This window comes from Pseudofrankia asymbiotica (genome assembly GCF_001983105.1).
GTDB lineage: Bacteria > Actinomycetota > Actinomycetes > Frankiales > Frankiaceae > Pseudofrankia > Pseudofrankia asymbiotica.
Genome location: NZ_MOMC01000029.1, coordinates 15,753 through 38,053, shown reverse-complemented (window position 1 = coordinate 38,053; position 22,301 = coordinate 15,753). Strand labels below are relative to the sequence as shown.

At 71.6% G+C, this 22,301-nt stretch carries 22 protein-coding genes; 4 read left to right on the top strand and 18 right to left on the bottom strand.

What is annotated here, in order from left to right:
• Nucleotides 1-103: 103 nt before the first annotated feature.
• The 6 genes from cobA to BL253_RS15635 all read right to left on the bottom strand — a co-directional run bounded on the left by cobA (nucleotide 104) and on the right by BL253_RS15635 (nucleotide 5,697).
• Nucleotides 104-1,903 (bottom strand): uroporphyrinogen-III C-methyltransferase, encoded by a 1,800-nt coding sequence (gene cobA / locus BL253_RS15655; protein ID WP_076817605.1) that lies wholly within the window; start codon nucleotides 1,901-1,903, stop codon nucleotides 104-106.
• A 62-nt stretch (nucleotides 1,904-1,965) separates the two neighbouring features.
• Nucleotides 1,966-2,637 (bottom strand): phosphoadenylyl-sulfate reductase, encoded by a 672-nt coding sequence (locus BL253_RS15650; RefSeq protein ID WP_076817603.1) that lies wholly within the window; start codon nucleotides 2,635-2,637, stop codon nucleotides 1,966-1,968.
• A complete protein-coding gene (locus BL253_RS15645; RefSeq protein WP_076817601.1) occupies nucleotides 2,637-2,936 on the bottom strand; it encodes a transposase in 300 nt (99 codons plus the stop codon). Before BL253_RS15645 ends, BL253_RS15650 begins: the two co-directional genes overlap by 1 nt.
• Nucleotides 2,933-4,633 (bottom strand): nitrite/sulfite reductase, encoded by a 1,701-nt coding sequence (locus BL253_RS15640; RefSeq protein WP_076817599.1) that lies wholly within the window; start codon nucleotides 4,631-4,633, stop codon nucleotides 2,933-2,935. Before BL253_RS15640 ends, BL253_RS15645 begins: the two co-directional genes overlap by 4 nt.
• Before the next feature lie 126 nt (nucleotides 4,634-4,759).
• Entirely contained in the window at nucleotides 4,760-4,870 is a 111-nt protein-coding gene (locus BL253_RS45395; RefSeq protein WP_420801673.1) for a putative leader peptide, read from the bottom strand.
• A 230-nt stretch (nucleotides 4,871-5,100) separates the two neighbouring features.
• A complete protein-coding gene (locus tag BL253_RS15635; RefSeq protein WP_241834828.1) occupies nucleotides 5,101-5,697 on the bottom strand; it encodes a response regulator transcription factor in 597 nt (198 codons plus the stop codon).
• A 396-nt stretch (nucleotides 5,698-6,093) separates the two neighbouring features.
• Between BL253_RS15635 and BL253_RS15630 the strand changes: the two genes are divergently transcribed.
• Nucleotides 6,094-7,275 (top strand): helix-turn-helix domain-containing protein, encoded by a 1,182-nt coding sequence (locus BL253_RS15630; protein WP_076817597.1) that lies wholly within the window; start codon nucleotides 6,094-6,096, stop codon nucleotides 7,273-7,275.
• A gap of 108 nt (nucleotides 7,276-7,383) precedes the next feature.
• Here BL253_RS15630 and BL253_RS15625 read toward each other — a convergent pair whose 3' ends face one another.
• The 8 genes from BL253_RS15625 to BL253_RS15590 form a co-directional block, all read right to left on the bottom strand.
• A complete protein-coding gene (locus BL253_RS15625; RefSeq protein WP_420801672.1) occupies nucleotides 7,384-8,334 on the bottom strand; it encodes a menaquinone biosynthetic enzyme MqnA/MqnD family protein in 951 nt (316 codons plus the stop codon).
• Nucleotides 8,331-8,600: a hypothetical protein gene (locus tag BL253_RS15620; RefSeq protein ID WP_081438352.1), complete on the bottom strand. Its 270-nt coding sequence runs from the start codon at nucleotides 8,598-8,600 to the stop codon at nucleotides 8,331-8,333. Before BL253_RS15620 ends, BL253_RS15625 begins: the two co-directional genes overlap by 4 nt.
• A 34-nt stretch (nucleotides 8,601-8,634) precedes the next feature.
• Complete coding sequence (locus tag BL253_RS15615) at nucleotides 8,635-8,928, bottom strand: hypothetical protein (RefSeq protein WP_076817595.1); 294 nt, start codon at nucleotides 8,926-8,928, stop codon at nucleotides 8,635-8,637.
• 12 nt (nucleotides 8,929-8,940) lie between these two features.
• Nucleotides 8,941-10,089: an aminofutalosine synthase MqnE gene (mqnE, locus tag BL253_RS15610; protein WP_076817593.1), complete on the bottom strand. Its 1,149-nt coding sequence runs from the start codon at nucleotides 10,087-10,089 to the stop codon at nucleotides 8,941-8,943.
• Between the two features lie 129 nt (nucleotides 10,090-10,218).
• A complete protein-coding gene (locus tag BL253_RS40335) occupies nucleotides 10,219-10,593 on the bottom strand; it encodes a hypothetical protein (protein ID WP_096336014.1) in 375 nt (124 codons plus the stop codon).
• 11 nt (nucleotides 10,594-10,604) lie between these two features.
• The gene (locus tag BL253_RS15600) at nucleotides 10,605-11,459 is read right to left on the bottom strand and encodes a UbiX family flavin prenyltransferase (protein WP_241834827.1); all 855 of its coding nucleotides are present in this window, start codon (nucleotides 11,457-11,459) and stop codon (nucleotides 10,605-10,607) included.
• Nucleotides 11,456-12,355 (bottom strand): menaquinone biosynthesis prenyltransferase MqnP, encoded by a 900-nt coding sequence (gene mqnP / locus BL253_RS15595; protein WP_076817592.1) that lies wholly within the window; start codon nucleotides 12,353-12,355, stop codon nucleotides 11,456-11,458. Before mqnP ends, BL253_RS15600 begins: the two co-directional genes overlap by 4 nt.
• A 272-nt stretch (nucleotides 12,356-12,627) precedes the next feature.
• On the bottom strand, nucleotides 12,628-14,097 hold the full coding sequence (locus BL253_RS15590; RefSeq protein WP_076817590.1) for a menaquinone biosynthesis decarboxylase: 1,470 nt from the start codon (nucleotides 14,095-14,097) through the stop codon (nucleotides 12,628-12,630).
• Between the two features lie 391 nt (nucleotides 14,098-14,488).
• Here BL253_RS15590 and BL253_RS15585 point away from each other — a divergent pair, with 391 nt between their 5' ends.
• A complete protein-coding gene (locus BL253_RS15585) occupies nucleotides 14,489-14,914 on the top strand; it encodes a hypothetical protein (RefSeq protein WP_081438350.1) in 426 nt (141 codons plus the stop codon).
• Between the two features lie 188 nt (nucleotides 14,915-15,102).
• Here the strand turns inward: BL253_RS15585 and ccsB are convergent, their stop codons facing one another.
• From ccsB to BL253_RS15565, 4 genes are all read right to left on the bottom strand, one after another.
• Complete coding sequence (gene ccsB, locus BL253_RS15580) at nucleotides 15,103-16,227, bottom strand: c-type cytochrome biogenesis protein CcsB (protein WP_076817697.1); 1,125 nt, start codon at nucleotides 16,225-16,227, stop codon at nucleotides 15,103-15,105.
• A complete protein-coding gene (gene resB / locus BL253_RS15575; protein WP_076817588.1) occupies nucleotides 16,227-18,308 on the bottom strand; it encodes a cytochrome c biogenesis protein ResB in 2,082 nt (693 codons plus the stop codon). The genes ccsB and resB overlap by 1 nt, the downstream gene beginning before the upstream one ends.
• Nucleotides 18,305-19,342: a cytochrome c biogenesis CcdA family protein gene (locus BL253_RS15570; protein ID WP_076817695.1), complete on the bottom strand. Its 1,038-nt coding sequence runs from the start codon at nucleotides 19,340-19,342 to the stop codon at nucleotides 18,305-18,307. The genes resB and BL253_RS15570 overlap by 4 nt, the downstream gene beginning before the upstream one ends.
• Nucleotides 19,343-19,406: 64 nt before the next feature.
• Entirely contained in the window at nucleotides 19,407-20,084 is a 678-nt protein-coding gene (locus tag BL253_RS15565; RefSeq protein WP_081438349.1) for a TlpA family protein disulfide reductase, read from the bottom strand.
• Nucleotides 20,085-20,379: 295 nt separating this feature from the next.
• On the opposite strand from BL253_RS15565, the gene BL253_RS15560 reads away from it, so the two are divergent.
• Together BL253_RS15560 and BL253_RS15555 are read left to right on the top strand one after the other, a co-directional pair.
• Complete coding sequence (locus BL253_RS15560; RefSeq protein WP_076817587.1) at nucleotides 20,380-21,351, top strand: ABC transporter ATP-binding protein; 972 nt, start codon at nucleotides 20,380-20,382, stop codon at nucleotides 21,349-21,351.
• Entirely contained in the window at nucleotides 21,348-22,187 is an 840-nt protein-coding gene (locus BL253_RS15555; protein WP_076817585.1) for an ABC transporter permease, read from the top strand. Before BL253_RS15560 ends, BL253_RS15555 begins: the two co-directional genes overlap by 4 nt.
• The last annotated feature ends 114 nt before the right edge of the window (nucleotides 22,188-22,301 follow it).

Genomic DNA, 22,301 nt, shown 5'->3' with positions numbered 1-22,301 from the left:
ATCGTGTCGTCGCGGTAGTGATTTCACCAAATCCGCGACCGCGACAACACGTCAGCGGTGATCAAGGGCCGGCTCCGGCGCACGCCGTGCCGGCCAGAAGCGGTCACGGCCGACGGTCGTCCTCGGCCGCCAGCCGGCAGAGAGCGGCCACGAGGCCGGCGATGCCGGGCTCGTCGGCGACCGCGTCGACGCGGATGCCGGCCTGGCCGCAGGCGACGACCGTTCGCCGGCCCATGGCGGCCACCAGGAGGCCGGGCGGCAACGGGCCATAGAGATCGGCGGTGATCCGGGCGGCCGTGGACGACGCGAACGCGACGGCGTGCAGCGTGCCGCGGCGCAGCTCTTCCGCGATCATCGGGTCCGGCTCCGCCGGGATGTCGGTCTGCAGGGTGATCCTGCGGACGGTCCGGACGCCCATCGGAGGCGCCGCGGCGGCGCAGACGGCGACCCGCAGGCCGGTCACCGGAATGTCGGTGACGACCACATGCGCCACCCGTACCTCGGCCGAGGAGCGGACGCTGGCGAGCCCAAGCGCGTCCAGGGCCGTCGCGGCCGACTCGGACGCGGACACCAGCGTGAGACCGGCCAGCGCCCGTACGTCATGCCCGGCGCCACGCAGCAGGGTGACCACGGCACCCACCTCGTCCTTGTCGGCGAGGACCAGCGAGTCCGCACCCGGCAGCGCCTCCAGCAGCGCGCCCGCGTCCGGCACCGGCGACAGGCGCGACACCACCGTCTCGACCACGTCGGCGCCCTGGCGTCGCAGGTCGCGCGCGAGCAGGCCGGGGCGGTCCCTGGTACGCGGCACCAGCACCCGCACGCCGGCCAGTGGACCGGTGGCGCCGTTCACCGGCGGCGCGGGCAGCGCCAACCGCTCCGGCTGGCCGGCGTACTCCGGCCGGTTAACGTGCTCCGGCTGGCCTCCGAACTCCGGCTGACCACCGCGCTCGTCCCGGCCGTCCCGCCCGTCCCGCCCGTCCACGTCGTCGTGTTCCTTCCACCCGCCGCCCCGGCCGCCGGCGAGCCCCGGCCCTGCCTGCGGCCGTGGCCTCGTCCCACCCGGAGCCGCGAGGCGGGTCGCGGCGAGGCGCGCCGACGCGGGTCGGGAAGCCGTGCCGCGGGCGTCGATGCGCGCCGCGACATCGCCGACGACGATCACGGCCGGCGAGCGCACTCCCGTCTCGACCGCGTCCGCGCCCAGCGAATCCAGTGTGGTGCGCAGCACTCGCTGGGAGACGGTGGTGGCGCGCTCGACCACGGCGACCGGTGTGCTCGGATCTCGGCCGGCCGCCAACAGCGCGTCCGCGATCGCGACCAGGTGCGCGACGCCCATCATGATCACGACGGTGAGCGATGGCGAGACGAGCGCCGACCAGTCGACGGTCGAGTCCGGATGGCCGGGCGGCAGGTGGCCGGCGATGATCGCGACATCCTGGGCGATGCCCCGGTGGGTGACCGGAATCCCGGCATAGGCCGGGCCGGCGAGCGCGGACGACACTCCCGGCACGACTGTCACGCCGATCCCAGCGGCGGCGCACGCCTCGGACTCCTCGCCGCCCCGGCCCAGCAGGTAGGGGTCGCCCACCTTGAGCCGCACCACCCGGGCGCCGCGCCGCGCGCGGTCGACCAGCACCGCGTTCACCTCGTCCTGGCCGTGCGCGTCGCCATCAGGGCCGACGCGCACGATCTCGGCGCTGGCGCGGGTGTAGCCGTGCAACGGGGCGTCCGCCGCCAGGTCGCTGACGATCACGTCGGCACCCGCCAGCAGCTCGGCGCCACGCACAGTGATCAGGCCAGGGTCACCGGGGCCCGCGCCCACCAGCCAGACATGGCCGCGGCGCCCCGCCCCCGCACCGCCAGGGCGCGGCGACCCTCCGCCGCCACCCGACCCCCCACTGGCCACCCACGGAACGTTACCGACCTAGGGCACCGCAGCACCGACCAGCCGCCGTTCCGCTATCTCAGCTAATGGATTCCGCACTCGGTCTTGGTGCTGCCGGCCCAGCGGCCGGCGCGGCCGGCGCCGCGTTGGGTGCAGGGCCAGCAGCCGACCGACTCGTAGCCGTCGGAGAGCAGCGGGTTGACGATCACGTTGTTCTCGGCGACGTAACGCTCGACGTCCTCGTCCGTCCAGGTCGCGAGCGGATGGATCTTCACCTTGCCGCGGCGCTCGTCCCAGCCGACGACCGGCAGAGCGCGGCGGCCGGCCGACTCGGCCCGCCGTGACCCGGCCGCCCACGCCTTGTACGGGGCGAGCGCCCGGTCCAGCGGGACGACCTTGCGCATCCGGCAGCACAGGTCCGGGTCGCTGGCGTACAGGTCCTTGCCGTGGACGGCGTCCTGGCCGGCGACGGTCAGCTGCGGCCGGACGCTGATCAGCGGCAGGTTGTAGGTGGCGGCCACCGCGTCGCGGGTCCCGACCGTCTCGGCGAAGTGGTAGCCGGTGTCGATGAAGACGACCGGCACGTCGGACCGGATCTTCGCGAGCATGTCGACGAGGACAGCCTCGGCCATCGAGGCGGCGACGACGAGCTTCGTGCCGAACTCGTCGACGGCCCATTGCAGCACCTCTTCGGCGGGTGCGTCGGCGAGGTCCCTGCCGGCGCGCTCCGCGCGGGTCTTCAGTCCGGCGTCCATCAGCCGTTCTCCTCCGGTGCGGTCGTGCCAGTGGTGCGGGGGGTGCCAGTGGCGCCAGGGGTGGTGCCGGTGATCGTGGTGGCGCTGGTGATCGTGGTGGCGCTGGCGAGCGCCGTGAGGCTCAGCCGGAAGGAGCGCTGGCACGCCCGACAGGCCCAGTGGCCGTGCCCCTCGCCGGTCGCGCCTTCCGGGACATCGGGAACGAGGTCCTCTTCGCCGCAGTACGGGCAGTAGAACGGAACCGCGCGACCCGGGGTCCCTGCCGGGCCGGCGGAGCCGGTCTGGGAGGTCCGACTCACGGGTGCGCCATGACCGCGTCGTGGGTGAGGATCGACTCGTCCGCTCGCTCGACCCAGTCGGCGAACGCCTCGCCGTCGGCGCGGTCGGCCTGGTAGGTCTTCAGCAGCCCGACGACGTAGTCGACCAGCTCGCCCGAGGTGATCTTCAGGCCGCGCGACTTGCGGCCCAGCCTCGAGCGGGTGCCGAGGTGGCCGCCGAGGTGCAGCTGGAAGCCCTCGACCATCTCGCCGTCCGGCCCGGGCACGAGCGACCCCTTCAGGCCGATGTCGGCGACCTGGAAACGGGCGCAGGCGTTCGGGCAGCCGTTGATGTTGATCCCGATCGGCTCGTCGAACTCCGGCAGCCGCCGCTCCAGCTCCTCGATGAGGGCGGCGGCGTTGGCCTTGGTCTCGACGATCGCGAGCTTGCAGAACTCGATGCCGGTGCAGGCCATCGTGCCCTGACGGAACACGCTCGGGCGCGCGACCAGGTCGAGCTCGGCGAGCGCCGCCTCCAGCGCCGGCACGTCGCTCTCGGCGACGCCGAGGATGACCAGCTTCTGCGTCGTGGTGGCGCGGATGTGGCCCTGGCCGTACTGGTCGGCGAGGTTCGCGACGGCCGTCAGCGCCGTCCCGGTGAGCCGGCCGGCGCGCGGCGCGAAGCCGACGGCGAACCTGCCGTCCGTCTGCCGGTTGATACCGACGTGGTCGCGCCCTTCGGAGCGCGGCGGCGCCGGCGGCGGGCCGTCCGGCAGCGGCGTGTCCAGGTACTCCTTCTCGAGGGTGGCCCGCACCCACTCGGCGCCCATGTCGTCGACCAGGAACTTCAGGCGGGCGCGGGTACGCATCCGCCGGTAGCCATAGTCACGGAACAGCGAGGCCACGCCGTGCCAGACCTCGGCGACCCGGTCCGGCTGCACGAACGTTCCGAGCCGGACGGCCAGCTTCGGGTTGGTGGACAGGCCACCGCCGACCCACAGGTCGTAGCCGGGGCCGAGTTCGGGATGGACGACGCCGACGAAGGCGACGTCGTTGATCTCGTGGAGCGTGCACTGGTCGGCGCACCCCGACATCGCCGTCTTGAACTTGCGCGGCAGGTTCGCCAGCGACGGGTCGCCCACGAAGCGGCGCACGGTCTCCTCGATCGCCGGGGTGGCGTCGATGATCTCGTCGCTGTCGACGCCGGCCACCGGGCAGCCGACCATGACGCGCGGGGTGTCGCCGCAGGACTCCTCGGTGGTCATGCCGGCGCCCTCAAGCGCGCCCCAGATCGCGGGGACGTCCTCGATGCGGATCCAGTGCAGCTGGATGTTCTGCCGGTCGGTGACGTCGGCGACGTCCCGGCCGTAGCGCGTCGAGATATCGCCGATCACCCGCAGCTGGTCGGACGTCATCCGTCCGCCGTCGAGGCGGATCCGCTGCATGAAGTAGGAGTCCTCGATCTCCTCGGGCTCCAGGATCGCGGTGCGGCCACCGTCGATGCCGGGCTTGCGCTGGGTGTAAAGACCCCACCAGCGGAACCGGCCACGCAGGTCCTGCGGGTCGATGCTGTCGAATCCGGTGTAGGGGTAGCGGTTGAGAATCCGGTCACGGACCTCGAGGCCGCCCTGGTCCTTCTTCATCCGCTCGTTGGCGTTGAGCGGCTCGGTGTAGCCAAGGGCCCACTGGCCCTGGCCCTTCGGGCGGGCCGGGCGTGCGGGCCGTGCAGGAGAAGTCATCTGATCTCTCGCGACGCGGGTGACGGAGCGCCGAACGGCTGGACGGCGCCAGGATCCGGGAACGTCCCGGCGGGCACGACGGACCCAGGGAGACTGGGCCGTGACCGGCGAAAGGGGACGGCGGGGTCAGCAGGCGCGACGACAGCAGGCGCTGGCTACCCGGAGCAGGTCGACGTGCAGCCGCGCGACCAKCAGAAGCTCCGGAACACCCTCAACCACCGGGGCCACTGGCCGCATGGTCGGTTGGGGCGCAGACATGGGACCTATGGTTTCACAGATGTGACCGACGTGCCGCAGTTGTGGCCTAATCGATCCTCTGCACGCTGAGCTAACGACAATTACCCACTAGATGAATCGAGATAGGGCTCTCGGGCGTCAGGATGGCGGTTTGTCCGGGCCCAGCCGGACTCAGGTGTCCGGGCCCAGGGTGTCCGGGCCCGAGGTGTCCGAGCTCAGGATGTCCCGGCTCAGGCCGCGGGTGCCGGGCGCCGGCAGACGGCGCGCAGGCGATCGACGAGCGGGCCTGAGCCCAGACCCTTCTCCATCACGTCGTCGGCGCCAAGGGCGAGCACCTCATCGCGCACCGTGTACGCGGAGAAACCGGTGAAGACCACGACCCGGGCACCCGGCACCAGCCGGCGCACCCTGGGCAGCGCGGCGATCCCGTCGAGCACCGGCATCGCCACGTCGAGGATGACCAGGTCCGGACCGGTCTCGGCGACGAGATCGATCGCCTCGGCGCCGTTGGCGGCCCGGCCCACAACGGTGAAGTCCGGCTCCAGGTCCAGCAGGAGGCAGATCAGGTCGCGCACGCCATCGGCGTCATCCGCGACGACCACCCGCAACGGGCCCGGCCCGCCGTGAGGCACGGCACCGTCGGCGCCGGCACGGCTCGGGCCCGGTCCCGTGGCCAGGGAGAGCTCGGCGGCGCGGGGGCCACCCTCTGGACGCGCGCCACCGTCCGGACGGACGTCGCCGGTGGGGAAGCTGTCCGGACGGAAGCCAACAGGGTGGAGCGCCTCGGTCTCTACCGCCTCGGCGCCCGCCTCGAGGTGCCGGTCCACTCGTACCGTTCTACCGGACCACACAAGGTGTGCCCATCGTCATTCAGGGTGGTATTCGCGCATGGCCCGGGCGGGTCTCGCCCGAGCCCGGCGCGACGGAAACCAATCGCGATGCGCAATCGAATCGCATACACACGGTAATCGATGTGACCATACGCGTATGTGACCTTTGGCCTCTAGCCCTGTGTAGTGCTCGAAGCAATAGACTGATCACCAACAGTGACACGCACGCGAGTCATGCAACGGCCAAATCCCGCCGGTGGGGCCTGCTCGACAGAGCCCTCCCAACGGGGCCTCGTCGAGTGGTCTTCGCGGCATAGTCGCCGCACAGCCTGGCTGCKCGGCGGGCTGCCGCGTGGCGACAGTATGACCGCGGCCGGGACCAGTGGAGCGCAGATGCGGCATTCGGGCAACCGGCAGAGCAGCCGTGGCCCGGAAGACGCGGCCACCGCCGAGGAGATCTTCCATCGGGAGGTCCGTCGTCGCAGGTGCGCCCGCGGACTCTCCCGCGACGATGTCGCGCAGCGAACTGGCTACAGCCGCCAGTACGTCAGCCAGCTGGAGCAGCCGAGCAAGGGCATTCCTCCCCGGCCCGTGGTCGCCGCCGTCGACGCGGTGCTGGGCGCCGACGGAGTGCTGATCGCGTTGCGTGACCAGGCCGTGGTGGCGCGCGCCGAACGGGCCGGCCAGCCGCGCGACCCGGAGCGCGAGTCCCGCCGCCGGGTTCACGACCTGCTGCACAACCGTCGCCGCGACACCGACCTCGACTACCTGGACCGCATGGTGGGCGAGCTGATCGCGATGGCGGACAGCCTCAGCCCGCGGGACGTCTCCAGCCGGGTCCTCGACCAGCAGGAGTTCGTCGACTCCCTGCTGCGCACCCCGATGCTGCCGCATCAGCAGTTCCGGCTCTACATGATCGCCGGGCATCTCGCGGGGCTGCTCGCGATCGCGCAGCTCGACATGGGTGACCTCACCGGCGCGAGCACCTGCTGCCTGGAGGCCGCGGTCTTCACCGAGCTCACCGGTMACGAAGGACTGCGAGCCTGGACGCTGGCGGTCAACCGGCTGGTCGGTGAGGCCGCGCGACACGCGGCGACGCTCATCGACGGCGGTGGTGGGGCGAACCCGCCGTACGGGCCCGACACGGCACAACTCGTCGACCCGGTCGGCTTCACCGACCAGATCCAGCTCGCCGACCACATCGAGCTCGCGGACGGGGCCGAGCTCCCCGACGCCGCGTCGATCTTCCTCGCCGACAGTTACGACGAGCCCAGCCGGATGGACTACGCGGCCACGGCGGGCGCCGCCGAGGCGTCCTCCGACCCGATCGTGCGGCGCGCGGACGAGCTGGCCGCCGGCCGGCCGGCCGGTCACGAGCGGGCGTTTCTCGACGCCGAGCCGACCAGCCCGCCGTGGCGTGGCCTCTCGGACCTGATGACCGCCCCGGGCGGGCGGGCCAGCACGCCGCGCCTGGTCGCGCTGGTCAAGGGCCGGATCGCCCGGTTCGCCACCACCAGTGCTCGCCGCGAGCGCCCGCCATACGGCATTTCCCGCGCTTTCCACCCGCCCGTATGACTCAGCCCGCCCGTATGACTCACCGGTCCAAAGGCGGCGCCGCGCTTCGCGCGCCTTCAGCCTTTGGACGACCGGCCTTTGGACGACCGGTCTTTAGACGTCCGGTCTTTAGACGTCCGCGAAGGTGAGTTCGCGGAGTGCGGGGACGGCGCCGCGGGTGGTGGCGCGGCGGGCGAACTCGGTGATGCCCTCGAGTTGGCGGGGGCCGAGCCGGAAGTCCAGGGTCGTGAAATAGCGGACGAGCGACGCCGGGTCGAAGACCTCCCAGCGCGCCGCGCTGGCCGCGACCGTCGCCACCTCGGAGAGCGCGAGGTCGAGGCTCGCCCGAAAGGCGCCGTGGACCTCCTTGACCAGGCCTGGGTGCGCTCGCGCGAACTCGCGGCGGACCGCCCAGACGGCGAAGACCATCGGCAGGCCGGTCCACTCCCGCCAGGCCGCGCCCAGGTCGAGGACCGCCGGCTGATGGCCCGGGCCGCCCTGCTCGTGCTCGTAGTAGGCGCGCAGGGCGACATCGCCGATCGTCACCGCCGCGTCGGCCTCGCGCAGCATCATCGGCACGTCCGGCGGCATCGTGACGTAGTCGGGACGGACCCCGAAGCGGTCCTCGAGCATCATCCGGGCCAGCAGCACGCTCGTCCGCGACGTGGACCCGAGTGCGACCGAGCGGATCTCGCCGACCGGCACCTGGGTGCTCAGCACCACCGACAGCACCGGCCCGTCCGAGCCGACGGCGATGTCGGGCAGCACGACGAGCTCGTCGGCGTGCCGCAGGTACTCGACGAGGCTGATCGGGCCGATGTCGAGGTCCCCGGCGACGAGCGCCTCACTCAGGTGGTCTGGCGTGTCCTTGAACAGGTCGATGTCGAGCAGCGCGCCCGAGTGGACCAGGCCCCAGTAGAGCGGCAGGCAGTTGAGGAACTGGATGTGCCCGACCCGTGGCCGGCTGGGGACGTCGCCCTCCGCGGTATGTGGGCCGTCGGCCCCGCCCGGCGCCTCCCCCGCGGTCTCGGCGGCGGCGCCGGCGCCGCCCGAGCCGCCTGGGTCCGCCCGCAGCGTCACCGCTGGCCCCGGCGGATCTCGAACGCCCGCTGCGCGGCCCGCCGCTGGCGCAGCGCGAGCGGGAAGCTCATGATCCCGCTGACGACCAGTGCGGCGAAGAACGCGAGCCACCCGTTCACGCCGAGCAGCAGCACCGCCGTCAGCACCGCGCCGAACAGCACGACACGCAGCGCGAAGTAGCGAAGATTGATCGCGAGCAGCCCCGGCGGTTCCTTGGACGAGGACACCAGGCTTGTCTCGGGCTTCATCGGCACGGGCTTGGGCATCGGGCCCCTCCAGTACTTCCGGGATTCTCCGGATCTAACGGCGGCGGGAACGCCTGCGCACCCAGCCCAGCCGGACCAGCACGCTCGGGTAGCAGCCCAGACAGACGATGACCGTCAACAGCCCCAGCAGCGAGGCCGGGCCGAGCGCCAGGCCGAGCGCGTGCGATACCAGGTAGACCAGGACTCCGGGCACCAGGATCACGATGAAGGCGAGCACGAAGATCGACCCGATGCCAGCCTGGCCCGGCCGCGGCGCACCCGGATGCCTCGGGTGGCCCGTCCCCTGGCCCGGGCCAGGGGAAGGCTGGCCGGCCTGCGGGTCGGTCACGTCAGCCCTCGCTCACGCGTCGATCGGTTGGGGGATGTCACGGCGGGCCGGGTCAGGGCCGTCAAAGGTACGGATCACCCGGTAGCGGGTGTCGCGCTCGACCGGCTGGAAGCCGGCGTCGCGGATCACCGCGAGCAGGTCGTCCCGGGTCATCGTGGTCGGCGTGCCGAACCGGTCGGCATCATGAGTGATCTTGTAYTCGACGACCGAGCCGTCCAGGTCGTCCGCGCCGAAGTTCAGCGCGAGCTGTGCGGTAGTCAGACCGTGCATCACCCAGAAACACTTGACGTGGTCGACGTTGTCGAACAGCAGCCGGGAGACGGCGAACGTCTTGAGCGCCTCCGCGCCCGTCGCCATCGGCTGGTTCATCAACCGATTGCGGGGGTCGCCGGCGGCGTCGTGCTGGAAGCGCAGCGGAATGAAGACGGCGAAGCCGCCGGTCTCATCCTGGAGCTCGCGCAGCCGGAGCACATGGTCGACGCGGTGCCGCGGCTGCTCGACGTGGCCGTAGAGCATCGTGCACGGCGTGCGCAGACCCTTGGCATGCGCCAGCCGGTGGATACGCGACCAGTCTTCCCAGTGAGTCTCGTGACCCACGATCTGCTGGCGGATCTCCCAGTCGAAGATCTCCGCGCCGCCGCCGGTCAACGACTCGAGACCGGCGTCGATCAGTTCGTCGAGGATCTCGTCGGCGGTCAGACCGCTGATCTTCTCGAACCAGTGGATCTCGGTGGCGGTGAACGCCTTGAGCGCGACGCCCGGCAGCGCGGCACGCAGCTCGCGCAGCGAGCGCGGGTAGTACCGCCACGGCAGCGTCGGATGCAGGCCGTTGACGATGTGCARCTCGGTGATGCCGGCGGGCTCCATCTCCTTGGCCAGGCGGACGGCCTCTTCGATACGCATCGTGTACGCGTCGGCCTCGCCGGGCTTGCGCTGGAAGGAGCAGTAGGCACAGGAGGCCGAGCAGACGTTTGTCAGGTTGAGATGACGGTTGACGTTGAAGAACGTCTGGTTCCCGTTCTTGCGGGTCCGCACCTCGTGCGCGAGGTTACCGAGCCAGGCCAGGTCATCGGAGGCATAGAGCGCCTCTCCGTCGGCCCGGTCCAGCCGTTCCCCGGCATGAACCTTCTGCTCGATCTCCCGCTTCAGCCCGGCGTCCATACCGACGAGACTAGACCCACGGCCGGCGCGATCATCAACGACGAGACCACCAGCACAAGGGATGCCGTCCCACGGATGCCTTGGCCGAACCGGCCTCCRGGCAGCGGCCGGCGCCCTGTGACGATCGAGCTACTTGGCTGACCTGGCCGACCTCGCCGATCCGGCGGGGTCGCGGCGGGCGACGCGCTTCTGGATGCGCGCGATCGGCCAGGTCACGACGGAGGCCGCGATCATCCCGATCAGCAGCGCCCAGAGAACGTAGAAGCCGACCAGGATGAGGACCACGGTGATCACGGCGAAGACCGCGATCCGGATGAGGAAGTAGGGAAGCGCCGCCCTCAGGTCGGCGGGCTGGTGCGCGGACTTCTCGGGCTTGTCGCCCTTCGCGTTCTTCGGCCCCGCCTTCGGCATAGCCCTCACCGTCGGCACAGGCTTCGCCGCCGCCTTCGGCTTGGCCGGCGCCTTCGGCTGCGCCGCGGCCCCCTGGTTCCGCCCGCGTGCCATCCCGATCTCCCTCAGTCCCCTGGTCCGCCGAGGCGCGGGTCCGTTCCGGTGCCCGCGTCGGCGTCCGCCCCGTTTTCGCCGTTCTCGCCGGTCGGCGTGTCGTCTACTGTGCCAGGTCCCGGCTGGTACGTACGCGCCGCGCCGAGTTCTCCCGCCCACCGCCGGAAAAGCGTGTTGGGCACCCCCGCCGCGTCGAGCACCCGGCCGGCGACGAAATCGACGAGCGCCTGCGCGTCCGCCGCGCCCGCGTAGAAGCCCGGGCTCGCGGCGGCGACCACCGCGCCCGAGTCGTGCAGCGACAGGAGGTGACGCAGGGTGGCGCCGGTGAAGGGCATCTCGCGGGGCACGACGACGAGCCGCCGGCCCTCCTTGAGGGTCACGTCGGCGGCGCGCTGCAGCAGGTCCTTGGACAGGCCGAGCGCGATTCCCGCGATCGACGCGGTGCTGGCCGGCACGACGATCATGCCGCGGGTCGGGTAGGAACCACTGCTCGGCCCAGCGGCCAGATTGTCGGCGCCGTGCACGCGCACCAGGCGGGCCACCTGCCCGGCGATGGGCCCGCGGTCTGGGCGCCCGGCGCCGGCGAGCGTCGTCCCGAGCCACTCCGTGAGCGCCCCCGGCCACGCGCCGTCGCCGTCGCGCCAGGCGATCCCCGTCTCATCCAGCAGGGTGAGCCGCGCGGCCCGGGAGACCACCAGGTCCACCGGCAGGCCGGCGGCCAGCAGGCCGCGCAGCGCCGACGCGGCGTATGGCGTGCCGCTCGCCCCGCTGACCCCGACGACCCACGGCCACCGTCCCGCACCAGGCGCGGCGCCGTCGTGGCCGTCGTGGGTGTCACCTGGCCGCCCGCCGGGGGGCATGGTCACGCGACGAGGCCGCGCGCGATCAGGTCGACGAGCGCGAAGCCGAACAGCGCGATGCCGACGAAGCCGTTCGCCGTGAAGAACGCGCGGTTGACCTTGGACAGGTCGCTCGGAGTGACGATCCTGTGCTCGTAGCCGAACGCGACCGCGGTCAGCCCCAGCCCCACCCACCAGAAGACGCCGAAGTCCTCGGCCAGCCCGAACAGCACGAACAGGGCGAACGTCACGACGTGGGTGACCGCTGATGCGATGAGGGCGGCTCGTACTCCGAACCGGGCCGGCACCGAGTGGACGCCGATCCGACGGTCCACCTCGACGTCCTGGCAGGCRTAGATCAGGTCGAAGCCACCGATCCAGCTGCCGACCGCCAACCCGAGCAGTACGGCGCTCCACGACCAGTGGCCGGTGATCGCGACCCAGGCGCCGATCGGCGCCACCGCCTGCGCGACCCCGAGGACGACCTGCGGGAAGTTCGTGAACCGCTTGGCGTAGGGATAGACGACCAACGGGGCGACGGCCGCCGGAGCGAGCACCAGGCACAGCCAGCCAAGCGCCGCCGCCGCCGCGAGGAACACCACCAGGGCGATGACCGCGCCGATGATCGCGGTACGGACGGCCACCACGCCGGTGACCAGTTCCCGGTGCGCGGTGCGCGGGTTACGGGCGTCGATCTCCCGGTCGATGATCCGGTTGGCCGCCATCGCGAACGTCCGAGCGGCCACCATCGCGACGGTCACCAGCACCAGGTCGGCCCAGTGCACCGACCGCGACACCCGAAACCCCGCCGCCAGCGCCGCCACATAAGCAAACGGCAAAGCAAACACCGAATGCTCGATCGTCACCAACCGCAGAAACGCCCGCGGTCGCGCCATCGGCCTGGGCAACGCCGCCTCAGTCACCGCACACCTCCCGATCCTCGCGATCCCGGCCGGCTCTCACCACAAGGCACCTGACCGACACCCGACGGTTTCGGTGTCCAGCACGGCGATGGGCTGTCGTGCTGGCGAGCACCGTGCGCAACCCAGCCACAGTCGGTAACGGCGCATTGGCGCAGCGCCAACCCAACCACCCCATCAGCCCGGAACCAGGTCAGCCACCGTCATACACCGTGGTCCGAAACCAGGCGGGAGGGCGCCTTGGCGCCCGATGGCATGGCGACGAGGAGGCGCCCCTAGGGCGCCGATTTCGGAGCAAGGCCGTACTCCTTCCAGCGGTCAGTGACCAGGGCACGGGTGGCGTCGTCCATCACGCACTCCGCCGGCCAGCCGCCGGCTCGGCGGTAGCCCTCGGTCGGGAGCTTCCTCGTGGCGTCGATGCCGGCCTTGCCGCCCCAGAACTGCTCGTAGGACGAGTGGTCGAGGTGGTCGACCGGGCCGATCGTGGTGACCAGGTCGTGGGCGTAGTCGACGTTGCCGAACGCCCGCCAGGCGACCTCGGTGTAGTCGTGCACATCACAGTCGGCGTCGACGACGATCACCAGCTTGGACAGCGACAGCAGCCCGGCGCCCCAGACCGCGTGCATGACCTTCTGTGCCTGCTTCGGATAGCGCTTGTCGATCGAGACGATCGCGCAGTTGTGAAAGACGCCGGCCTCGGGAAGGTCGTAGTCGACGATCTCGGGAACCAGCATCCTGATGAGCGGCCGGAAGATGCGCTCGGTGGCCTTTCCCATCGGACCGTCCTCCTGCGGGGGGCGGCCGACGACGATCGTCTGGTAGATCGGGTCCCGTCGCATCGTCATCACCTCGACGTGCAGGGCGGGGAAGGGCTCGACCGGGGTGTAGAAGCCGGTGTGATCGCCGAACGGCCCTTCTGGGCGGCGCTCCCCCGGCTCAAGCCAGCCCTCCAGCACGATCTGCGCGTTGGCCGGGACCTGAAGCGGGACGCTCACGCAGTCGACCAGCTCGACCCGCTCACCGCGGAGGAAGCCGGCGAAGAGGTACTCGTCGATGTCGGCGGGAAGCGGCGCGGACGCGGCGTAGGTGACCGCCGGGTCGCAGCCGAACGCGATCGCGACCGGCAGCCGCTCGCCGCGCCGCTCGGCGACCGCGTGGTGGGCGTTGGAGTCCTTGTGGATCTGCCAGTGCATGCCGACGGTGCGCGCGTCGTGCCGCTGCAGCCGGTACATGCCGAGATTGCGGGCGCCGGTCTCCGGGTGGCGGGTGTGCGTGAGGCCCAGGTTGAGGAACGCGCCGCCGTCGTCCGGCCAGGAGGTGACGGCCGGCAGCCGGAACAGGTCGACCTCGTCGCCCTTGTAGACGACCTCCTGGCAGGGCGCGGTGCGGACCTTCTTCGGCGGCATGTTCGTCAGCCGGGCGGCCTTGCCAAGCGCCTCACGCATGCCGGAGAAGCCCTGCGGCAGCTCCGGGCGCAGCATGTCGGCTATCCGGTCGCCCAGGTCGTCGAGCCGCTCGACGCCGAGCGCCCTCGCCATCCGCTTCTCGGTGCCGAAGACGTTGATGGCCAGCGGCATGTCCGAGCCCGCCGGGTTCTCGAACAGCAACGCCGGACCGCCGGCGCGAACGACTCGCTGGACGATCTCGGTCACCTCCAGCCTCGGGTCCACCGTCGCCGCCACGCGACGCAGCTCACCGTGCTTCTCGAGGTCACGCAGGAACGCCCGCAGATCCGCCCATGCCATACCGCCATCCTCCCAGCGCACATCCTCCCCGCGTCCAGTGCGCTCAGTGCGCTGCGCCGCTTCCTCGTCCGCGGGCACGCGCCGCCCGGCCAGACCGGTCTGGCCCGTCTGGCCGTCTGACGACCTGGTCGGTGGAGCGGAATCGGTCGGCCGGATCGGCGGTTGTCGTCAGTAGCCAGACGCCGCCAGAAGCCAGGGCGCACACTGACTCCTAGGCGACACCCGCCCCTGTGCACCGGATGGGCCATCCCCGCCGCGCCGAAGATGCTGGTCAGCGCGGCGGCGCGGAGACGACCATCGGTCTGGGTGGGTCCCGCTGGCGTCGTAAGGTGGTCAAGTGCCGTGAACGACGCAAGACGAACGGCTAGTAGGAAAGGGGGGCGACGAGCCGGTGGTTCTCCTGCTCTACGTCGTGGTCTGCGCGGCCATGGCCTACGTGATCCTGGACATCGCGCGAGCCCCCCGAAGCGGGATCCGCGTGCTGTCCAAGCCGGTCTGGATCGCGCTTGTTCTTCTGTTCGGCCTGCTGTTCGGCCCGATCAGCTGCGTGCTCTGGTTCATCTTCGGTCGGCCGCGGTCGGCCATCGGCCGCGGCGGCGCACGCGCCCGCCGCGAGCACCCGGCCTACGGCGGTTCCGGCCGGTGGGACGCCATCCCGTCGCACCGTTCCGACGGCCTGGGCCGTGCGCGAGGCCGCGTTCACTGGCTCGAGCAGCCCGACCGCCCGCGCGGCCCCGATGACGATCCCGAGTTCCTGCTCGAGCTCTCGGAGCGCCTGCGCCGCCAGGACCCGGACGGTCCCTCCCCGCGTCCCTGAGGCGTCGTTCCCGAGTCTCAGACCTCCCAGATCGCATCCCCAGATCGCATCGCGATCGGGCAGGAACCATGTCGCCAGTCCCCGGGCAGGGACTCCAAGATCAGGCGCTGAGTGCCCTGCCCGCGGACCATCGAGGCTCGTCACTGGTTCCCCGCCGCTCCGAACGAACAGGCTTCGGGCTGAACTCGTCAGACTCCGGCGTAGGAGTGCAGGCCCGAGATGACGAGGTTCACCAGGTAGTAGTCGACGAACAGGGCGCTGAACGCGACCAGGGAGACGGCGGCGGCCTTGTAGCCGCGCCAGCCAGCGGTCGCCCGCGCATGCAGGTAGGCGGCGTAGCAGACCCAGGTGATGAACGACCAGGTCTCCTTCGGGTCCCAGCCCCAGTAGCGGCCCCAGGCGGCCTCGGCCCAGATCGCGCCGGCGATGACGGCGAACGTCCAGATCGGGAAGCCGAACGCGATCAGCCGGTAGGTCAGCGTGTCGAGCGACGCCGACGCCGGYAGCTTCATGACGATGCCGCCGCGGTTGCGCATCGCGGCCGAGACGGGTGCCCGCCCGGCCGCGACCTCGGCGAGCCGGCGCTCCCACCGGTCCTTGACCAGGAACAGCACCGTGGTGACCGCGGACACCAGGAAGATGCCGCTGGACAGGATCGCGGCGACGACGTGGATCTTCAGCCAGTAGGAGTTCAGCGCCGGCACCAGCGGGCCGGCGGGGACGTAGAGCACCGTCCTGGCGAAGCCCAGGTAGACCAGCGCGGGGAACACCAGGAAGACGCCGAGCCAGCGGACCGGGTAGCGGGTCAGCAGCAGGAGGAACGCCGAGATCGCGATCAGGCAGATCATGGACGAGAACTCGTACATGTTGCCCCACGGCACCCGGTGCGCCGCGAGGCCGCGGGTGACCAGGGAGCCGACGTGCAGCCCCCAGCCGAGCACCGTGAGCACGACGGCGATCCGGCCGATCAGGACCGCCTGCGCCTCCTCTCCTCCACGGGCCGAGCCCGAGCCGCCGGCGGCTTTGCCAACCGTGGCGCCCTTGGCGTCCTTGGCGGCGGGAGCGGCGGTCGAAGCGTCACTCGCGGGGGCGCCCGCCTGGCCGGCCGCGGCACCGACGAGCGCCGGCTCGCGGACCGCGGCCTTCGCCGTTCTCTCGGCCCTCGGCGCCGCCGCCGCGGCCGCGTCCGCCGTCCGGCCGATGCGGTTGAACGCGAACTCGGCCGCGTAGCCCAGCATCGCGACCGCGTAGACGGCCATGGCACCGTCGACGAGATGATCGGACAGGTGGGCGAGGCCCTCGTTGACGGCCATCAAGGCTCCCGTCTGGTGCTGGAGGGGTTGTTCTGATCATCGGGCTCGGCGGATGGTTCCGCCTGCCCGCTGGCTTCCGTGGCACCCGCGGCTCTCGCCGTGGCGGCCGATGGCTGAGCGGGCAGTGGCTGAGCGGCCGATGACTGAGCGGCCGGTGACTGAGCGGCCGATGACTGAGCGGCCGGTGGCGATGCGGCCGCGGGCGGCGGGGTGCGCTCGCCCGGCGCTGGCGCGCCGGGAGGTTCCGTCGCCAGGCGGATCCGGCCGGTGAGGGCGGCCAGTTCGGCCGCGAAGCCCTCGGCGTCCGAGCGGGACAGGCCACCGATCTCGACGGTGCTCCCCGTGCCGGCGCCGGCGACCGGGTGGGCGCGGACCCAGACCCGGCGGCGACGCACCCGCAGGCTCGTCACCAGCCCGACGATGATCGCGATCGCCGCGTAGAGCACCAGGCCCTTGTACGGGTCGGACTTCGTCTCGAAGGTGGCGAACTCGCGCAGACTGTCGACCTCGAGCGACATGCCGTCGGGCAGGCCCGTCATCGTGCGGTTCTTCGGGTCGTTCAGGGCCAACCGCTGGGCGAGCAGCGCCTCACCGCTCGRGCCGTCGGTGCGGAACTGCGTGAGGTCCTTCGTGTCAAGCGCGTAGATGTTCTGCGGGATGCCCTCGTTGACGTGCAGGTTGCCGAGCCAGCCGGTGAGGAACAGCCCCGGCGCGATCGCCGCGGGGTAGACCGACACTGGCCCTTGGACCGGGTCGACGATGGTCGTGGGGGTGAAGAACCCGGTGAAGGCCAGCTGCTGTGGCGACTTGAGCGGCCCCGCGGGTGGCAGTCCAGTGTCAGGGATCTTGACGGTGCAGGTCGACGTGAACATCCCATCCCGTGGGGTGCACGGAACGTAGGACTCCCAGACGGTCTTGCCGCTCTTGTCACGCAGCACGAAGTGCGGCGCGTAGCCATGCCCCAATAGGTAGATCTTGCTGCCGCCGACGTTCAGCGGGTGGTTCACCCGGATCTCGGCATGCTTCGTCGGCGCGCCCAGGTCCTCGGCGTAGTCGACGGTCGCCACGAAGTCCTTGGGCTGGCCGTTCGCCTCATAGGTGGCCTTGAAGTCGTCCAGGTCGAGGGAGAACGGCCGCAGCTTGGCGGTGTCGACCAGCGGGCCGGCGCTGAACTGGTCATAGGAGATCAGCGTGTTCGAGTAGCCGTCGCCCTGGATCACCAGGACGGTGCCCTGGTAGCCGAACCAGGAGCCGAGGCCGACGCCGAGCAGCACGACGACGAGCGCGATGTGGAAGATCAGGTTCCCGGTCTCGCGCAGGTAGCCCTTCTCCGCCGCGACCGAGTAGTCGGGGTCACCGCTGGCGCGGGTCGCGCCGGGGGGCGCCACCGCCACCCGGAACCGCCGGCCTCGCAGCACCTTGCCGGCCGCCGCGACGGCCTCCTCCGGCGCGAGCGTGCTCGCCCAGGATGACCCGCCGGCGAGCCGACTGGGCTTCGCCGGCGCCGCCGGCGGCCGGCCGACGAGCGCTCGCAGGTGCCACTGCACCCGCGACCACAGGCAGCCGATCAGCGAGATGAACAGCAGCAGGTAGATCGCCGCGAACCACGGCGCGCCGAAGACGTGGAAGAGGCTGAGACGGTTCGCCCACGGCGCCCACGTCGGATGGGCGGCGTAGTACTCCTGCACCTTCAGCGGGTTGATGCTGCGCTGCGGGAAGATCGAGCCGGGGATGGCGAACACTGCCAGGAAGAACAGCAGGATCAGCGCGGTGCGCATGCTGGTGAGCACCCGCCACGCCCACCGCGGCAGGTCGAGCAGCCGGGCGAGCCGCCCGCGTTCGCCGGCGCGCGCCTTCCCACCGTCACGACCGGCGCCGTCGCGGTCGCCGCCAGGCGCGGCATTCGACGTTGACTTCGGCTTTGTGGAGGTACGTGCCGCGGACGTTTCCGGGATTGAGAACTCGTCCGGATGAGCGACGATCTGGTCGGTGCCGGCGCCCGCGGCGGGGCTCGGCTCGTCCGAGCCTGGCTCGTTCCCTGCCCGCGCCGTCGGCACGGAGGTCGTCGAGGGTGGCGTCACAGCGGCGTCTCCGCGAATCCGGGGGCGTAGGGGCGCAGCGTCGCGACCAGGTCCGCCCACTGACCGGTCACCTGCAGGACCCCGACGGCGACGAGCAGCACGCCACCCGCGACCGTCAGCAGCCGGGCATGCGAGCGCACGGCGCGCAGGGCGCCGGCGACACGTCGAAAGGCGAGCCCGGTGACGATGAACGRCACCCCTAGGCCGAGGCAGTAGACCGCGGACAGGTACGCGCCGCGGCCGGCGGTGGCACTCTGCACCGCCAGACCCTGCACGGCCGCGAGAGTCGGACCGAGGCATGGCGCCCAGCCGAGGCCGAACAGCGCACCGAGCACCGGCGCGCCGAGCAGGCCCCGGGTGGGTGGTAGCCGGTGGATCCGGAACTCCCGGTTGGCCCAGGAAAACCGGGAGAACACGCCCGCGAACAGCAGGCCCATGACGATCGTGACCGCGCCCAGCACCTGCGCGATCCCGACCTGGTGCACCTTCAGCCACTGCCCGAGCCCGCCGAAGGCGGCGCCGAAGGACACGAACACGATCATGAATCCGAGCACGAACAGCCCGGTCCCGGCAGTGACCCGCCCTGTTCGTCGAAGCCCGCCCAGCCCGTGCCGGACGGCCGTGGCGGTCGTCACCAGCCACGGCCGCTCCGCCGCAGGCTGGCCGTCAGCCGGCTGGTCGTCGACCGGCTGCCCCGTCGACGGCCCGGTGGGCGCCGACAGGTCCGACGTGTGCGCGCCGCGGGCATCGGCGCCGGGCGCCATCGCCGAGGTCACCCCCGCGGTCACGAGCGCTGGCCCGGGCACCGCGTACGCCGGTTCGGCGCCGCCGGCCGGTCCGGCGGTGCCCCGCCGCGATCTGACCCCGCCCGGCTCGCCTTCCAGGTCTGCCCCGGACAGGCCGGTGACGTAGGAGAGGTAGCCCGGGACGAGCGGCAGGACGCACGGCGAGAAGAACGACAACAGACCGGCCGCCGCGGCGACCGGGGTCGCGAGCAGCAGGGGCCCGTCGGAGATCAGCCCGGTGAGGCTCACCCGCGACCCCTCGCGGCGGCCCGACGGCACAGGGCGCTCAAGGGACTCAGGGCGCTCAGGTCGATCACGTCTCGGCCGCCATCTGGTCGAGGACTCCGGCGAGGCCTTCGGACGAGACCGGGCCGGTGAACCGGGCCGCGATCTGGCCCTTGGCGTCGAGCACGACCGTCGAGGGCAGGCCCAGCGAGATCGGCCAGCCCGCCGAGAGGATGCCGTTCTTGTCGGAGATGCTGGGATAGCTGACGGAGTAGTCGCGAGCGAACGCCAGACCCGGCGAGGTGCGCGGCTCCTCGTTCACCCCGACGAACTCGACGCCTGGACGCTGCCTCGCGAGCTCGACGAGATGCGGGGTCTCCTCGCGGCAGGGCGCGCACCAGCTCGCCCAGAAGTTGATCACGACGGGCTTGCCGCGCAACGACGCGACGTCCAGCTTCTCTCCGGTCAGCGTGTCACCGGCCAGCTCGGGCGCCGGCTTCCGCTCGGCGGGTGGGACGAAGTCCTGCCCCGCGGACTGCTGCACGAACCCGAAGCTGCCGCCGCCGGTCGCGTCGACGGGGTTCGAGCCCGTCGAGCAGCCGCTGAGCCCGAGGCCCACCGCCAGCGCCAGGGCGGCCGGCGCACCCGCGAGCCCGACGATTCGCCGCCGCGCCCCCGGCCGCGCGCCGGGCAGTGACGGCCGCCGGCCACGCACACGCGAATCCCGCCGTCGCATCTCCAGCACGCCACCCAGTATGTGCGCCACGCTCGCCGCCCCGACACGGTGTCTACGACCACTCGTAGAACTTCCCCTCCACAGTAAGTCGCGCCCGTCCGACACGCGCCACCCAGCCCCCGCCAATCGCCGCCACGCCAGTGCGTTCGGCCCGCGTGGACCATCGGGTAACGAAGCGAACACGGGGCGCCACGGCCGGGCGTGGCGAAGTTCAYCGCCCGCCCGGAGGCCACCTCACCGGTGGATGTCGTCCATCGATCGGGGGACGCGGCGACCCAACTCCCGGTGGTTCCGCGCCGACCACTCCGACGGAGATCATGGCGGCATGCCAGCGATAGAGATCTCGGCACTGCGTAAGACGTATGACGGGCGGGTCGTCGTCCACGATCTCGACCTGACCATCGAGGCCGGCGAGTGCTTCGCGCTCCTGGGGCCCAACGGGGCGGGCAAGACGACGACCGTCGAGATCCTGGAGGGGTTCCGCTCCAGGGACGGCGGCACGGTCACCGTGCTCGGCCGCGATCCCGCCAGGGCGGACCGGAGGTGGCGGTCACGGATCGGGGTCGTCGCGCAGACGACCGGCGCGGCGCTCGACCTCAGCGTCGCCGAGGCGGTCCGTCACTTCGGTGCCTACCATGCCTCGCCGCGGCCCACCGACGAGCTGATCGAGGCCGTCGGGCTCACGGAGAAGGCGAACACCCGGATCGTCGATCTCTCCGGCGGGCAGCGCCGGCGGCTCGACGTCGCGCTCGGCGTCCAGGGGCGCCCGGAGCTGCTCTTCCTGGACGAGCCGACGACCGGCCTCGACCCTCAGGGCCGCCGGCAGCTCTGGGAGCTGGTCACGAAGCTGCGCGCCGACGGGACGACGATCCTGCTCACCACGCACTACCTGGACGAGGCGGCGCGGCTGTCCGACCGGGTCGGAGCGATCGCGCGCGGACGGCTGCTGGAGGTCGCGCCGACGGCCGAGTTCGGCGGCGAGCTGCGCGACGGCGCGACCGTCCGCTGGCGCACCGGCGGCCTGGTCCACGAGGTCGCCACCCGGACCCCGACGGCGGTCGTCCGCCAGCTGCTGGCCGAGACGCCTGACGACGAGGTCGAGGACCTGGAGATCCGCCGCCCCACCCTCGAGGACATCTACCTGAAACTGATCGCCGCCGCCGACAACGGCGACGCCGACAACGGCGGCGGCGACGCGGCGCACGGCGAGACCGGCCGACCCGCGGGAGAGACCGAGCCGCCATCCGAACCCGAGCTGCCGCGCCAGCCGCGCGCCATCACCAGGAGCAGGTCATGACCACCGCCACCGAACCCGTCACCGTCCGCGGCCCGGTCACGGCGCCGCCGAGCGCGGCCCGGATCGCCAGAGCGCGGGCCGCTCTGGAGCTCCGGCTCTACGTCCGCGCCCGCCAGGCAATGGTCTTCTCCTTCCTCTACCCGATCATCATGCTGGTGATCTTCGGGTCGATCAGCATCGACGACACGGTCGCTGGCGACGTCACCTACGTCCAGTACTTCACCGCCGGGATCGCCGCGACCGGCATCATCCTCAACACGTTCCAGCAGCTGGGTATCCGGATCGCGAACGAGCGGGACGCCGGCGAGCTCGCCCGGCTGCAGGCACTCGGCACACCCGCGATCTCCTACCTGGCCGGCAAGGCGGCGCAGGTGCTGGTGACGACCGCCTCCCAGCTGGCCATCCTGGTCGTGGTGGCGCGCTACGCCTTCGACGTCCCGTTCCCGGTGGACGCCGCCCACTGGATGACGTTCGTCTGGGTGGCGCTGCTGGGCACGCTGGCCGGGACGGTGCTCGGCTTCGCCGTGTCGCTGCTGCCGAAATCGGCGAAGAACGCGGACACGGTCATCGTGCCGATCGCGCTGGTGCTGCAGTTCTTCTCCGGGGTCTTCTTCGTCTACAGCGACCTTCCCGGCTGGATGCAGACGATCGCCAGCGTCTTTCCGCTGAAGTGGCTGACGCAGGGGATGCGCTCGGTGTTCCTGCCCGACGCGGCCGCGAGCGCCGAGGTGGCCGGCGGCTGGGAGCATGGCCGGACGGTGCTCGTCCTCGCCGCCTGGATCGTCGTCGGCATCGCCGTCTGCGCCCGCAGCTTCCGCTGGCGCCGCGTCTCCTAACCTTTAGTCCCTTTCCCTGAATCGTTAGACCGGCAGCCATAGACCAGCTGTCGTAGACCAGCTGTCGTAGACCAGCTGTCGTAGACCAGCTGTCGTAGACCAGCTGTCGTGGTG